Annotated in this window: 19 protein-coding genes; all 19 read right to left on the minus strand. The window is 41.2% G+C overall.

The genetic code is table 11. The annotated features are described in order from the left end of the window. Positions 1–8: 8 nt before the first annotated feature. Positions 9–1110 (minus strand): peptide chain release factor 2 gene (gene prfB / locus BSU_35290; protein ID NP_391409.1). Its coding sequence is split into 2 segments (ribosomal slippage): positions 9–1037 and positions 1039–1110, totalling 1101 coding nucleotides; the frame shifts between segments, so codons are not numbered across the junction. A gap of 69 nt (positions 1111–1179) precedes the next feature. Continuing rightward, complete coding sequence (secA, locus tag BSU_35300; protein ID NP_391410.1) at positions 1180–3705, minus strand: translocase binding subunit (ATPase); 2526 nt, start codon at positions 3703–3705, stop codon at positions 1180–1182. Positions 3706–3872: 167 nt separating this feature from the next. After that, complete coding sequence (hpf, locus tag BSU_35310) at positions 3873–4442, minus strand: ribosome-associated sigma 54 modulation protein; ribosome dimerisation factor (protein ID NP_391411.1); 570 nt, start codon at positions 4440–4442, stop codon at positions 3873–3875. A gap of 190 nt (positions 4443–4632) precedes the next feature. Further along, positions 4633–5010 carry a hypothetical protein gene (gene yvzG, locus BSU_35319; protein YP_003097791.1) on the minus strand — a complete coding sequence of 126 codons (378 nt, stop codon included), beginning with the start codon at positions 5008–5010 and terminating at the stop codon, positions 4633–4635. 9 nt (positions 5011–5019) lie between these two features. Next, positions 5020–5361, minus strand: a complete 342-nt coding sequence (fliT, locus tag BSU_35320; RefSeq protein NP_391412.1) for a flagellar assembly protein FliT involved in control of flagella expression — start codon at positions 5359–5361, stop codon at positions 5020–5022. Next, entirely contained in the window at positions 5358–5759 is a 402-nt protein-coding gene (fliS, locus tag BSU_35330) for a flagellar assembly protein FliS (RefSeq protein ID NP_391413.1), read from the minus strand. Before fliS ends, fliT begins: the two co-directional genes overlap by 4 nt. A gap of 21 nt (positions 5760–5780) precedes the next feature. Continuing rightward, a complete protein-coding gene (fliD, locus tag BSU_35340; protein ID NP_391414.1) occupies positions 5781–7277 on the minus strand; it encodes a flagellar hook-associated capping protein 2 (HAP2) in 1497 nt (498 codons plus the stop codon). A 17-nt stretch (positions 7278–7294) separates the two neighbouring features. Continuing rightward, positions 7295–7624 carry a putative flagellar protein of unknown function gene (gene yvyC, locus BSU_35350; protein ID NP_391415.1) on the minus strand — a complete coding sequence of 110 codons (330 nt, stop codon included), beginning with the start codon at positions 7622–7624 and terminating at the stop codon, positions 7295–7297. A gap of 232 nt (positions 7625–7856) precedes the next feature. Beyond that, positions 7857–8771, minus strand: a complete 915-nt coding sequence (hag, locus tag BSU_35360; protein NP_391416.1) for a flagellin protein — start codon at positions 8769–8771, stop codon at positions 7857–7859. A 144-nt stretch (positions 8772–8915) separates the two neighbouring features. Then, positions 8916–9140, minus strand: coding sequence for a carbon storage regulator (gene csrA / locus BSU_35370; RefSeq protein NP_391417.1), 225 nt, complete (start codon positions 9138–9140; stop codon positions 8916–8918). Next, complete coding sequence (gene fliW / locus BSU_35380; RefSeq protein ID NP_391418.1) at positions 9134–9565, minus strand: assembly factor of the flagellum; 432 nt, start codon at positions 9563–9565, stop codon at positions 9134–9136. Before fliW ends, csrA begins: the two co-directional genes overlap by 7 nt. Positions 9566–9585: 20 nt before the next feature. After that, the gene (gene yviE, locus BSU_35390) at positions 9586–10161 is read right to left on the minus strand and encodes a hypothetical protein (protein NP_391419.1); all 576 of its coding nucleotides are present in this window, start codon (positions 10159–10161) and stop codon (positions 9586–9588) included. A 46-nt stretch (positions 10162–10207) separates the two neighbouring features. Continuing rightward, positions 10208–11104 (minus strand): flagellar hook-filament junction protein, encoded by an 897-nt coding sequence (gene flgL / locus BSU_35400; protein NP_391420.1) that lies wholly within the window; start codon positions 11102–11104, stop codon positions 10208–10210. Positions 11105–11114: 10 nt separating this feature from the next. Then, positions 11115–12638 (minus strand): flagellar hook-filament junction, encoded by a 1524-nt coding sequence (gene flgK / locus BSU_35410; protein ID NP_391421.1) that lies wholly within the window; start codon positions 12636–12638, stop codon positions 11115–11117. A gap of 18 nt (positions 12639–12656) precedes the next feature. Further along, on the minus strand, positions 12657–13139 hold the full coding sequence (gene flgN / locus BSU_35420) for a factor required for flagellar based motility (protein ID NP_391422.1): 483 nt from the start codon (positions 13137–13139) through the stop codon (positions 12657–12659). Positions 13140–13154: 15 nt separating this feature from the next. Continuing rightward, positions 13155–13421, minus strand: a complete 267-nt coding sequence (flgM, locus tag BSU_35430) for an anti-sigma factor repressor of sigma(D)-dependent transcription (RefSeq protein ID NP_391423.1) — start codon at positions 13419–13421, stop codon at positions 13155–13157. Positions 13422–13501: 80 nt separating this feature from the next. Next, the gene (yvyF, locus tag BSU_35440; protein NP_391424.1) at positions 13502–13921 is read right to left on the minus strand and encodes a putative transcriptional regulator of flagella formation; all 420 of its coding nucleotides are present in this window, start codon (positions 13919–13921) and stop codon (positions 13502–13504) included. Positions 13922–13994: 73 nt separating this feature from the next. Then, the gene (gene comFC / locus BSU_35450; RefSeq protein ID NP_391425.2) at positions 13995–14717 is read right to left on the minus strand and encodes a component of the DNA transport apparatus; all 723 of its coding nucleotides are present in this window, start codon (positions 14715–14717) and stop codon (positions 13995–13997) included. Beyond that, positions 14681–14977, minus strand: a complete 297-nt coding sequence (gene comFB / locus BSU_35460) for a regulator of competence, pole located (protein ID NP_391426.1) — start codon at positions 14975–14977, stop codon at positions 14681–14683. The genes comFC and comFB overlap by 37 nt, the downstream gene beginning before the upstream one ends. Positions 14978–14979 lie beyond the last annotated feature (2 nt).

Consider the following 14979-nt stretch of genomic DNA (forward strand, 5'->3'; position numbering starts at 1 on the left):
TTTTCAGCTTATGAAAGCTTAGAACGCAGGTAGGCATCAATAAACGTATCAATGTCACCATCCATTACAGCTTGAACGTTCCCCATTTCTGTATTGGTCCGATGGTCTTTTACCATGGAATACGGATGGAATACATAAGAACGGATTTGGCTGCCCCAGCCGATTTCTTTTTGTTCACCGCGAATTTCATCCAGCTCTGCCTGCTGCTCTTCAATTCTGCGCTGATACAGCTTGGCCTTCAGCATTTTCATGGCTCTTTCACGGTTTTTAATTTGTGAGCGCTCCGTTTGGCATGTCACAACTACGTTCGTCGGCAAGTGAGTAATCCGAACGGCTGAATCCGTCGTATTGACGTGCTGTCCGCCCGCGCCGCTTGCACGGTACGTGTCAACTTTAATATCCTCCGTACGAATATCAATATCAATTTCATCGTTAAATTCAGGCATGACTTCACATGAAACGAAAGATGTGTGGCGGCGGCCTGATGAATCAAATGGTGAGATCCGCACAAGACGATGAACACCTTTTTCTGCTTTGAGATACCCGTAAGCGTTGTGTCCTTTGATGAGCAATGTCACTGACTTGATTCCCGCCTCGTCACCTGGAAGGTAATCGAGAGTCTCTACTTTAAAGCCGCGGCGCTCTCCCCATCTTGTATACATTCTAAGAAGCATAGAGCCCCAGTCCTGTGACTCTGTACCGCCAGCACCAGGGTGCAGTTCTAAAATCGCGTTATTTTTATCATACGGCTCGCTGAGAAGAAGCTGAAGCTCAAACTCATTGAACTCTTTTGTTAATGACTTTAGTTCTTTTTCAAGCTCAAGCTGGAGATCAGTGTCCGGCTCTTCTTTCAAAAGATCATGAGTCATTTGTAATTCTTCGTGGGATTCATTCAATTTTTTATACGAATTGACATAATCCTTTAAACCGTTTGCTTCATTTATAACCGTTTGAGCTTTTTGCTGATCATTCCAGAATTCCGGATCAGCCATTTGTTCATCTAGCTCAGCAATGCGGGCCTCCTTTGATTCGAGGTCAAAGAGACCCCCTAAAGTCCGCTAAACGAGAAGCCATATTTTCGAGCTCTGCTCTAATTTCTGATAATTCCATTTCATTCACCTCATTAAAAGATCCGCAGGCGCCTGCAGGCGCCGCGGTCAGTAAACTTGCCGGGGCGAACTATTCAGTACGGCCGCAGCAATTTTTATATTTTTTCCCGCTTCCGCAGTGGCATGGGGCATTTCGTCCGATATCAACCACTTTGCGAACCGGTGCTTTCTTTGCTTTTTTGTTATCGTCGCCTTCTTGCGGCTGATGAGCTGTTGTTTGACCTTGTACAACCTCTTCACGCTCCAGATTGTTTTCAATCTCAGCTTTCATCACAAATTTTGCGACTTCGTCCTCAATTGATTCAATCATATGCTCAAACATCGCAAAACCTTCCATTTGATACTCACGAAGCGGGTTCGTCTGCGCGTAAGCACGAAGGTGAATCCCTTGGCGGAGCTGATCCATCGCATCAATATGATCCATCCATTTAGAATCAACGGCACGAAGAACGATAACTTTTTCGAATTCGCGCATTTGCTCTTTGCCGAATTGCTCTTCCTTCTCATTATATTTTGTGATGATGCGATCCATAATGAGCTCAAGCATTTCATCCGGTTCTTTGCCGAAGATATCGCTCTTCTCAAGTGCACCTTCATCAAGATAAGTTGTGTTGATAAGATCAACTAGACCGTCAAGCTTCCACTCCTCAGGAAGCTCTTCTCTTGGCGTATAGGCTGCAATTGCGCGTTCGAGAGAAGACTTGATCATATTTTCAACGATTTCACGCAGGTTTTCAGAGTCAATGACTTCAAAGCGCTGCTTATAAATGACCTCACGCTGCTGGCGGAGAACATCATCATATTGCAGAAGCTGTTTACGCGAATCGAAGTTATTGCCTTCGACGCGTTTTTGAGACGATTCAACCGCGCGAGATACCATTTTGCTTTGGATTGGAGTAGAGTCGTCCATGCCGAAGCGGTCAAGCATCGCCATTGTCCGCTCAGCTCCGAATCTGCGCATCAATTCATCTTCCATAGAAAGATAAAATTGAGTAATCCCCGGGTCTCCCTGACGTCCGGAACGACCTCGAAGCTGATTGTCAATCCGGCGTGATTCATGTCGTTCTGTTCCGACTACAGCGAGCCCGCCAAGCTCTTTTACACCTTCGCCAAGCTTAATGTCCGTTCCGCGCCCCGCCATGTTAGTCGCAATCGTAACTGCGCCTTTTTGGCCGGCCTCTTCAATGATCTGCGCTTCACGTTCATGGTTTTTGGCATTTAACACTTGATGCGGAATTCCTTTGTTTTTAAGCAGCTTAGAAATCAATTCAGATGTTTCAACGGCAACCGTACCGACTAGAACAGGCTGTCCCGTCATGTAACGCTGTGCGACATCCTCCGCAACTGCCTTAAACTTTCCTTCCATCGTGCGGTAAATTAAATCCGGGCGGTCATCACGGACAACAGGCCTGTTGGTAGGGATCGTGACAACCTGCATGTTGTAGATGTTGCGGAATTCTTCTTCCTCTGTCTTAGCTGTACCCGTCATACCGGCAAGTTTTTCGTACATTCGGAAGTAGTTTTGGAACGTAATCGTCGCCAAGGTCATGCTTTCGTTTTGAATCTCAAGCCCTTCCTTTGCTTCAATCGCTTGGTGAAGCCCCTCACTGTAGCGGCGGCCTTTCATCAGACGTCCCGTGAAGGAATCAACAATAACAACCTGTCCGTCTTCCACTACATAGTCAACGTCCTTTTGCATCGCAACGTGAGCTTTTAAGGCCTGGTTGATATGGTGGTTGAGCGCGACATGCTTCACATCAAAGAGGTTATCGATGCCGAATGCTTTTTCCGCCTTCGTCATTCCTTCTTCAGTAAGCTGTACAGCTTTTGTTTTGATATCGTACGTGTAATCCTTCTCCGCTTTTAACGTGCGGACAAAAGCATTTGCCTGTACGTACAGCTTAGTGGATTTTGCAGCTTGTCCAGAAATGATAAGCGGTGTTCTTGCTTCATCAATTAAAATAGAGTCAACTTCATCTATTACCGCAAAATGAAGCGGGCGCTGAACCATCTGCTCTTTATAAAGAACCATATTGTCACGCAAATAGTCGAAGCCAAGCTCGTTGTTTGTGGAGTAAGTAATATCAGCGGCATAAGCTTCCCGTTTTTCGTCTTTTGACATTGAGTTTAAATTCAAACCGACAGTCAAACCGAGAAACTCGAAAATTTTCCCCATTTGCTCAGCGTCACGGCTTGCCAAGTATTCGTTGACAGTCACGACGTGTACGCCTTTACCGGTTAACGCATTTAAATAAACAGGCAGGGTAGACGTTAATGTTTTCCCTTCCCCTGTTTTCATTTCCGCTATATTTCCGTCATGAAGCGCCACGCCCCCCATGAGCTGGACTTTAAACGGAAACATGCCTGTTACGCGGCGTGAAGCTTCTCGAACAACAGCGAAAGCTTCAACAAGAAGATCATCCGTTGTCGCCCCTTTTTCAAGACGCTCTTTAAATTCAATTGTTTTATGTTTCAATGCGTCGTCAGAGAGATTTTCATAGTCTCCGCGAATCGCATCAATATCGTTAGCAATTTTTTCGTATCTATTCAGCGTACGTTTTGTTGGATCAAACATTTTATTTAAAATTCCAAGCATTTATAACGCTCCTCTATCATCACACGCCTATTTTAGAGGCATGTATAAATAATTTACTAGTCCATGTATACCTCTCATTATCATATCATACCTTTTGTTATTTCCAAAGAATTTGCAAATAAGAAAAACAAAAACCTTCCGCGGACATCACGGAAGGCTTCTCTTCATTATTCAGTCGGTTCAATTAAGCCATATTTCCCGTCATTTCTGCGGTACACGACATTTGTAAGGTTTGTTTCCGCATTTGTGAAAACAAAGAAATTATGGCCGAGCATATTCATTTGCAAGATCGCTTCTTCACTATCCATCGGCTTTAAATTAAAGCGTTTCTGACGGACGATGTCCAAGCTCTCCTCCTCTTCTATGTCATCCTGAACCGCAATATCTGTATCAGAGCCAAGACCGTTTGCCAATAAATATTTTGGAGAGCCCTGCTCACGGAATTTACGGTTTACTTTCGTTTTATGCTTACGGATTTGACGTTCCAGTTTGTTTGTTGCGAGATCAATTGCGTTGTACATATCCTCGTTATGCACCTCGGACCGAAGCGCCAGATCTGTCATCGGAATCGTAACCTCAACCTTAGACTCCTTGTCATTGTAAAACTTCAAGTTGACGTTCACATCAGCATCCACGCTATGGTCAAAATAGCGCTCCAGCTTGCCGATCTTCCTCTCGACATGATCCTTTAACGCGGGTGTCACTTCAATATTTTCTCCTCTGATGTTATAGTTCATCAAAGAACGCCTCCCTTTTATTAAGGATATGTATCTATTTCTCTTTTACCCTTTACAATTCCTGCTGAAACATAAATCTTTTGTGAAAATTCAGTGAACTTTGTCGAATTTTGTTTGTATTTGCTCTGTTATTGGCGGTTCGGAGGTATATGTATATGCTGATTGAACGAAACAAATACCTCACACACGCCTAATTGATTAAAAAGGGTTCCATACATTGATGAATAGACAGCATCCATTTTCTATAATGAATCAGAAAATGTTCCTTTAAATACTCACAGAACTCATGAGAGGGAAAAGAGAAAGAGACCAATTGATCAAACTCCGCAAAAATTTGGTCAAATGCTTTCACACAAATTTCAGCACACCGCGAATCCATAATGAAGAGAAGTGTTGAATGTGTTGAATCCAAATAAAAAAAGGCTTGGATCAGATCTTGGTAGATCCGATCCCCTTCTGTTTTTGATAAATTCTCTTCAGCCTCTATCAAATAACACAACCCCTCTTCGATGGTAAAAAGAAGATGATAATAAGCTGATAAAAGCGTATAATCTTCAATGCTCTTCAAGGCACTCACCTATTTACGCTTGTCATAATATGTGCCGTCAATCGTAATGTTGTTATAAGGGTTTAAATACGTCGTATGCATCACACGTTTTCTTTTCATCTGCTGAAGTTCTGTTGCGATTGACTGCTTCAGTCTTTCCATTTCCTTCACAATCAGCTGATCCCATGTCAAAATAAGTTTCATCTGCTTTCGCTCTTCTTCTGAAAGCGGCAGAGATATCTCCTGAATCAGTTCAGACCGTGTAGCCACAAAGTCTTCAATTTGCTTTAAAAGTTCATCGCTTTCCGGCGTATTTTGTATGTGTGACAGCATACTCTTCGTCTCAGTGTATAGTTGATCTATATTATTCATGCGATCCCGCCTGATCCGTGCCGGTCCTTCCGCTCACTTTGAATGGCTTGTTTCCAAGCATCGCGAAAATCTGTTACATAACCTTCAACCTCAGCCAGCATGCCCGTATCATTTTTGATATTTGCCTGTACCAATCTGCGATACATATAATCGTACATCGCACCCATAGAAGCGGAAAGCTCTATGTTACGGTTAAGTGTAAAATTTAATTCCTGAATAATATTTTGCGCTTTAATCAGATTTTCATTTTTACGTTCCATATCATCATTCTCAATGGCCTGAGCGGCAAGTCTTATAAATTTCAAACAGCCATTATACAGCATAAGCGTCAGCTCCCCGGGTGTAGCCGTATTCACTGAATTTTGCTGATAGGCTGTATATGGATTTTGGATCGCCATGTGTCATCCTCCAAATTACATTTATTGTACAAGAAGCTGTGATAAATAGGACGCTTGTTCGTTCATTTTTTGAATCGCAGAATCCATTGCACTGAATTTTGAATAATAGCGGTTTTCTATGGTATTCAATCTGTCCTGCATATCAGTTATTTCAGTACTTATCGAGTTTAAATTTTTTCCAATGGAATAGCTACTAGCTCCCATTGTCGAGTTCCCAGCTTTAGCTTCAATACTTTTCACAGTACTTCTAAGTGTATTAGTAATCCGCTTCATAATACCTTTATCGCTATAGTTACTATCATTTGTTCCACTTGTAAAAAGATTAGCAACTCCTTGAGGATCTTCTGCTATTTTTGCTTTCAATTTCTCTTCGTTAATCTCTAAGTGCCCTCGCAGTTGGTAAGCACTTGAAGTTGTGATGCCAAATTCAGTTAATTGATAGGTTTTCCCATCCGCATTCACTTGAGTATAAAAGTCAGTCCGCATTTGGTTCGTGCCAGTGCTGATGCTTGAATCGTTTCTCAGCAATCCGCTTTTCGCCTTCTCCTCCCAGAGCTCTACCTCTTTATCGGACATGGCTTCTTTTTGTTCACTCGTGAGTGGCGTATAGTCTCGGTATTTTTCTTCTTTCAGCTTTTCATTCAGGCTGTCAACCAGTTCATTGTATTTATCTACAAACTCTTTGATTTGGTTATAAATCCCATCAACATCAGTAGAAACAGATGTGGTAACAGGGCCTGTGGCTGCAGTTGTATTTTTAATCGAATAAGTAACACCATTCACCGTGAAATTGTTTGTCAGCTTCTCCATTTCAAAGCCGTTGATTGTGACTTTGGCATTTGTGCCTTCTTTGTAAGCAGTAAGCTTATTATCAGCATCCAAAGAAAAACCAAGCTGACCGGACATAAAGTCAGCTGTAGCAGAGTCTGCTGCCTGTATGCTTCCTCCTGCACCTGTTGCTTTAGAAGAAAACGCAATCGTTTCTACGTACTCTGTACCATTCCAAATTTTATCTTTAAATGCTGATACTCCTAGATCTGAGCTGTTAAGTTTAGAAATCACATTATCAATCGTATCGGCACTCGTCACACTAATGTTCACTGTTTTTGCTGTTGTTTCGCCAGGCGCAACAACGTTAAATGCCAAATTGTAATCGCCTTGTGTGTATCCCGTATAATTGTTTGCCTTATACGTTGCTGCAGTTGCCAAGCTCGCCACTTCAACAGTAGACGAAGAATTTGGCGCACTTACGCTTCCTGTAGCAGTTAACACAGACTCATTAGAGCTTGTCACAGTTTTGCTCTGATACGTGCTCGGATATGTCAACGTATTTTTAGACATATAATCTTGCAATTCTTTTATTTTTGAGTTTACTTCACGATAGCTGTCACGCTGCCATTCAAGAGTCTGCTTTTTTTGTGTCAGCTTATCAAGCGGCGCTCTTTCTGTCTGCATCAGCTTTGATACGATATCATCTATATCCATTCCTGACGCCAGACCTGTTATTCTTGTGACCATCTCAAACCACTCCTATTCTACTTTTTTTCATCTACAAATAACCCAAGAAATTCAGTCATAGCCGCATAAAAATCAAGCCACCGTTTTGGTGGAATTTCGCGGATCACTTCATTTGTAGAGTCCTCTATTACCTTTACATAGTATTCATTTAACTTGTCATGAAGCTCGAACTTCAGATGAACTTGCGAAGGTTCCAAAAGCTTGTTCATTTCCCCCACCATTTCAGCAAGATTGGTATATGAAACTTGATGAACAGGAACCTCGTTATCATTATCTTTCTGATTATGTATTTGAGTATCATAACGATCCCAAACAGGTTGTAACGTAGTGAGCCTTTCAATGTTCAATTGATCATCCCCTATGCCCCAATCTATCGTTTATATCGACTAAGTCGAGATAAGATTACACATATTTTTGGAAAAAAATCTTCTGTTTTAGATTTCTTGTATGGAAATACATTTATAAAAAGTTAGTGGAGAATCCGGTTATTATATCATGAGTTAGTGACAGGATGAGGAATGATTAGGAGATAGAAATTTAAATTAAAAGACCCTGGCAACGCCAAGGTCTTTTTTAAAATTAACGTAATAATTGAAGTACGTTTTGCGGCTGTTGGTTTGCTTGAGCAAGCATAGCTTGAGAAGCCTGAGAAAGAATGTTGTTCTTTGTGAATTCGCTCATCTCTTTAGCCATGTCAACGTCACGGATACGAGACTCAGCAGCTGTCAAGTTTTCACCAGAAGCGCTTAAGTTGTTAATTGTGTGCTCTAGACGATTTTGTACCGCACCAAGCTTAGCACGTTGAGAAGAAACTTGGTTGATCGCTTCATCAACAACTTTCAATTGAGCATCGAAACCGATATCAGCAGTATCTGCTGCATTATCTGCGAATTTTGTTACGTCAAGATCATTAACTGAATGAAGAGCTGCAATTGAACCATCAGCTTCTTTAATTCCAAGAGCGTCAGCACCCATATCCTCAATATTTACAGAGATTTGCTGTGTAGCATTTGCTCCGATTTGGAATACCAAGTTCTTTTGATTTGCAGGAGTAGCTGTGTCAACTTTGTAAGTGCCATCGAGCAATTTCTTACCATTGAATTCTGTACGATTTGAAATACCATCGATTTCATCTGTTAAAGCTGAAATTTCATCTTGAATAGATTGCAAATCAGTTGCTTTGTCCTGAGTTCCAGTGTTTCCAGCTTGAACAACTAGCTCACGAACACGTTGAAGGATCGCATGAGTTTCAGTTAATGCACCCTCAGCTGTTTGGATAAGAGAGATTCCGTCTTGAGAGTTTTTAGAAGCCATTTCAAGACCTCTGATTTGTCCTCTCATTTTTTCAGAGATCGCAAGACCTGCTGCGTCATCTCCCGCACGGTTGATGCGAAGACCTGAAGAAAGTTTCTCCATGTTCTTTTGGCTCGCACTGTTGTTTGAAGACAAACGGTTCAGTGTGTTAAGCGCTGCAATATTGTGGTTAATTCTCATTGTTTTGTTCCTCCCTGAATATGTTGTTAAGGCACGTCCTTGTGCCCTTATTTTGTAACTGGCTGAGTCTTTTGCGCCTCCTCCCGGCTACATCATTAATATCGGATTGTCTCTGATTTTGTTAATACAAAAATAAAAAAATCCTCACTTTTTTTGTGAGGATAATGCGGAGATCACATCGCTGGATAACGCTGCTGCACGGTTATTTTCTTCCTGAATGGTCAAGTAAATTTCTTTCCTGTGAATATCAATATGCTTTGGGGCGTCAATTCCAAGCTTCACTTGATCCCCTTCAACCGCAATCACTTTTACTTCAATATCAGCACCTATTTGAATCGCTTCGTTTATTTTCCGCGATAAAACTAGCATGATTCTCCTCCAATCGGATGCTTTGTCGTATATGAGGAGTCGTGTAAAACGACTTGCTTAGCCATCATGTTCTTGCGATTCACAATAATGGGAGCCAATAAATTCGCAGTAGACTTTTCAAATGGCTCTGCCATAGTCAATATTGTCATGACTTCTACGTCTTGAATATTATCGATATCCAAAAGTTCAGCAGTTGATTCATCAAGATCAAATTCATAATTCTTAAAAAAGATAAACGGACTTACGACGATAAACGCAAGATTTTCTGAAGTGACGGACTGCAGTGCCACGAATGGAGAGTCTTCTGAAAGCGGAAGTATGACGAACTGTTTTTCTTCTAAAAAGCCTGGAATCCCGCTTTCAAAAAGAATGATTTGTTCTTCTTTTATGTTCATTTGGCCATGGTACTTCGTATGAATGATCATTGTTCACGATCCTTTTCTTTTTACTTTTCGGGTGATTCTTTCGGGTATTCTACATCTATATTTAAATCAGGGTATTGAAGCATGTCAACCTTAACATTTCCTGGCGTATATTCAACAATTGGCTTATGCGGCTCAGCCTGAATAACAGGCTTTCGCGGCGTAATCTGCACATCAAGCTGTGACGGAGTATATTGTATTTTCACCCTCGAAAGAGAAGGAGCATAATTTTCGCCTAATTGAATTTGGTGCATTTCAGAGTTCCTCCTTGCTTGTGAAGCGATTGGGTTCCCCTTATTTTCAATCTTCATAAGCTCGTCGCCTTCTTCTGCAGTGCGTGCTATTCCCTCCATTACATCCTCATGCCCTTGTTGGGCGGCTTCTTCAATTCTCTTGAAAACATGCTTTCTGTCTAATTCTTCCCATGCTTGTGTCTGGTCAATCGTGAGTTTTCCAGGTGTCACCGATATTTCCATTTCCGCACTCGGCTGTTCGATCTCTAGATCAGCTTGAGGCTGCTCCATTTTTAAGCTGGCAGGCGTCGTTGTTAAACCAATTTTTCCTTGAACACTATGCATAATCAATCTGGGAATCTGCATCACTCTACCTCCTGAACTATAAAAAAAGCGAACTCCTAAGAGCCGCTTACTTTAAAAAGTCAATCAATGTAGGCTGAACAATTTGCGCATTAACGGCCAGAGTAGCCCTGTGCACACTTTGCTGCGCAATAAATTCAGTTATTACTTCTTCCAGTTCTACATCTTCATTGTCTGATAACACTTTGGTAGCTGTTTCTTCTTGCGCTGACAGTCTTGTATTAACCAGTTCAAGACGATTATATCTCGCTCCAAGATCAGATCGTTCAGCGCTCATGCCGTCAGAAAAATGATCAATATCATTTAAAACACTGTCCATGCCATCTAGCGAACCAGAATTTAGTGCTTTCTCAAAAGAATCAAGCATTTCAAATACATTCTGCCCGCTTTCAGAAGTGCCTCCAAAAGCTGACTTTGGATCTGAATTCACTTTCAATGACATATTATTTGATATATTGACTACGACATCAGCTGTATCAGAAATTGTATAAGTTCCGTCTCCGTTATCTGTAACCGGAGGCTTATCTGAATTTGTGCCATTAAAGATATATCTGCCGTTCACTTGTGTATTCGCAATATTTAAAAGCTGTTCCTTTAACTGCTTTACCTCTACGCCAATCGCTTGCCGCTCCGGCTCGCCGTTTGTATCATTTTGAGCTTCAACCGCTAATTCTCTGACCTTTGACAAGATGTCAATTCCTTCTGTAATGTTTGTTTCTGTGTTTTCGAGCCAGGTAAAGGCTTGAGAAGCATTGCTTTTGTACTGCTGCACTTGAGACAGTTGCGTATTATACTTTAAGCTTTTCATTGCTACTACAGGATCGTCGGAAGCTTTTGAGATTTTTTTTCCTGAAGAAATCTGCGACTGGAGTTTATCCAGCTTCGAGTAGCTTGAACCGATATATCTCAGTGAGTTTTGCTGTATCATGCCTTGTGTTACTCTCATGTGACTCTACCTACCTTCCTCCAACACCCATGCCGTTGATCACTTTATCAAGCAATTCGTCTTGTAAAGTCACCATTCTTGCAGCTGCATTGTATGCGTGTTGGAATTGAATCATATTCGTCATTTCTTCGTCTAAAGAAACTGCGCTCATTTGCTGACGGTTTATGTCAGCATCATTCAGCTGTGTTTCTGTATTAGACGCCAGTCGATTAGCCTCTTGAGCTTCGATCCCTAGCTCGCCAATCAGACCCGCATAATAATCTAAAACACTAGTTTCTTTACCGTTAATGGTTATTTTACCGGTTAAAACATTTGCTAATTTTGTAGCATTTGCGTTATCGTTGGCTGCGCCAGTCAGTGAGAAAGCAATGTTTGCGCCTTTTGAATCTATTATGCTGTCAGCCACTTTGATCTTGCCCGCCGCGCCCTTGGCAGGTTCAGTTTCACCGCCAGTAAAATCAAAAAAGTCTCCGCCTTGTTCACCGCTCTTGGTCACACCATTTCTGTGCACTTCATTGAAAGCTTTCGCGAATTCAAGCGCCATATTGTCAAGATCAGAAAGCATTTCCGGGTATACGCCCTTTTCTTGGCCATCTGCTGTTATATACCCATAAGACTCTATAAACCCTAAAAGGGATCCCTTGCTGCTAAAGGACTCCGCCTGTACAGCTGTATCCCCGATTGAAATACTTGATACTAACCCAGTTTCATTATCATAGTTGGCTGCAAGTTCTGAAACCTCGTAATTTTTACCGTCCAAAACAGTTCCTAGCGACTGTTTATTTTTATCAAGGATTTCAATTGATACAGTTCCTTCAGCAGATGCAAGTGCATTCCCGCCTGATTTGTTGTAGCTGACTTTGATATCAACCATTGAGGATAATTTATCGATCAGCAAATCTCGCTGGTCATATAAGCCATTCGGAAGAAGCCCGACCGGCTCTACTTGTGCAATTTGCTTATTTAAACTGTTTAACTGAGAAAGCAGAGAATTGACATCCAACACAGTTGTATTTAGCTCTGCTTTTAAATTCGATTGGACATTTGTAAGTGATTCAGAAATATAATTAAACGTTTCAGCTACAGCTTGTCCTTTTCGAGCAACAACAGAACGTGCACTTTCTTCATTTGTATTATTCGATAATTCCTGCAGGGAATTCCAAAACGAATTGAGCACACTGTTCAAGCCGCTGTCATCCGTTTCATTTAAAACGCCTTCCATTTGGGACAGCGCTTTTGCCTTCGTGTCATAGTATCCGGCACTGTTGTTTTGAAGACGGTATTGGTAGTCAAGAAAGATATCTCTTATTCTCTCAACTGATTTTCCTTGAACGCCCGTACCCATTTGTCCCGCTGTTTTTTCTGCATTTTTAGATACAGCAGGGAAATAGTCAGTTGCCTCCAATGAGACCCGCTGTCTTGTATAACCATCAGTATTGGCATTTGCCACGTTATTTGCAGTAGTGCTTAACGCTGCCTGCTGAGCGCTTAACGCCCGCCTTGCAGTTTCAAGCCCCATAAAGGTAGATGTCATTTTCTGAATTCCTTTCTGCTAAGCTTTTGAATCAAACAGTTTCATTTTGCTACTTTTCGGCAGCTCAGCTTTAATTGATTTGCTGTAATTGAAGTTATTTTCCTTAGGAACCAGCATATCGTACGAAATAGAGATGAATTGCAGCGCGTCTCTTGTCAGCTGCCTATTCATCTCATTTACTTTTTTCAGACGTCCGAGAACTTGAGAAAGAGATTCGTATAGTTGTTCCAGCTCTTCCTTTTCACTGCCTGAGGTTTTGGCGATACATGCGGAAATAGTATTATTTTCGCTATATCCGAGAAAGGCCGAAGTTGTTTTGATCCGGTCATCTTCTGTCTGCGTGATTGCTTGAATATATTTTTGCTCTTTTGTCAAAATGTTAGAAAGCTCTTTTGTTTTGCCGGCTTTGAGCGCTTCCGTCTTTTCTTCAGACAGCGTGAGCAGGTGCTCATGCAGAACGCAAAGTCGCTTCAATTGTTCAATAATTGCCTTCGCTGACATGGGCTTTCTCCTTTTTTATTGCTTTTTATAAAAATTAATCATATTTTTCGCAATATGATTTGCGTCTACTTTGTATGACCCGTTTTCAATTTGCGCTTTAAGCTGCGCAATTTTTTCCTGTCGTGAACCAGTGACTGCGTCGGATGCATGTTGCATTTCTTTAGCCTGTGATGAAATTTCAATTTTATCTTGAGGTTGTGCAACAGTTTTTTGCACCGCTTGCTTATCATAATTTTTTTGATATGGATTAACGGATTGTGTTCCAAATTGATTGATTTTCATAGGATTCCTCTCGCTTTCCGTTGCAGTCTTTAAACAATCTTAACCCTTTTATCGACTGCGTTTTCAGTTAGTTTAGGGAATCAGCTGTTTTTGGTATTATAGGCATAGTATGTGTCTTTTTTACTATTTTCTTTCTCGATTTTCAGAGCATCCTCGTGGTTCAAATGATCCATTTGATCCTTAATATCAGACTGGCAAGCCTTGCAGAACTTGCCTTCTCTAATCGATGTCCCGCACCTTTCACAAGGGTATGCCAAATTAGGAAGATGAGTGATCTGAATTCGCTTCTGCCTGATGAATTTCAATATCAGCTCTTCTTCCACACCTGTTTCCTCAGTTATCCGGCTCAAAGTTGATTGCCGGTTTTCCTGTTTTCTTAAAAATTTATAGACAGTCTCAAATGATTTTTCTTCTTCCTTAATACACGCCTGACATACGGTTTGCAGCTTTGTTTTTAAAAATAAAGCATTGCATTTCGGACAATTAGCCAGTTCTCCCATCTTTTTTTCTCCTTATTAGATAATATGCCTGTGTCAATTTCTAGTGATTATATCGGCATAAAAACAGAATCATTTAGCTTCTGATCAAGGTAAAAGATGACACTGAAGCGGCTTTTCCTTTTTCTAATAAGCAGCGGGCTGCGAAGTGCAAGGTGGCGCCTGTTGTATAAAGATCGTCTATTAAAATGATATTCATACCTTCTGCTGAATTATTTTTTGTATCAAAAATGCACTCTGACAGCAGGCGTTCTGTTTTCTTTTTCTTTGACTGTTTCTCATTATTCAGGCGAATGAGGGGATGGTGGGAAGGCCGGTCTAAACATTCTGCCAAGAGATGTGCCTGGTTAAATCCGCGCTCTTCTTCCCGTTCCTTGCTCAGCGGAATAGGTACAAGAACAAAATGCTTATCGGGGTAAACCTTAGAAAAGGTTGAAGAAAAATCACTTTTAAATGCATTTATGATTTCTGCATCTCCTCTAAATTTAAAACGGGAGAGCGTTTCTTTCATCATATCATTATATGTGTAAACTGAACGGTTTTGACGCAATAGCAAACTGTCTCTGATCCTTGTTCTCCACACCTCGCAATCCCTGCATACGGCATGAACAGATTGAGGTCTGCCGCACAGGGGGCAGATATGTCCTGTGATTTTCTTTAATTTGCTTCTGCAAGAATAACAAACCTTTTCATCAGGCTTTAGTAAAAAAAGGGCTCTCCATGTAACATCTTGAGAAAATTGCGAATCACATAATAAACAGATCAGTTTATGAATGCCTCCTCCTGCTTCGTTTGACATAAATCGCTTGGACTCTCTGAAACTACTGCAGCAGATTCAGCCAAAATGACAAGCATTGCTGTGTTTTTTTGTTTATCTACCAGCTCAGCTTTCGTATATGCGATCTTTTTAAAATCAGTAACGTAGGATGGACTCACTTTGTTTAAAGAAAGTGCCAATACATCGTTTTGGCATACTTGGCAAGTACAGGCCATATGAAGCTGGTCCATATATCGGTCGAGCAGTTCTTTCATTACGATTTCTTTTGAATTGACAAGCATTT

The organism is Bacillus subtilis subsp. subtilis str. 168 (assembly GCF_000009045.1).
Classification (GTDB): domain Bacteria; phylum Bacillota; class Bacilli; order Bacillales; family Bacillaceae; genus Bacillus; species Bacillus subtilis.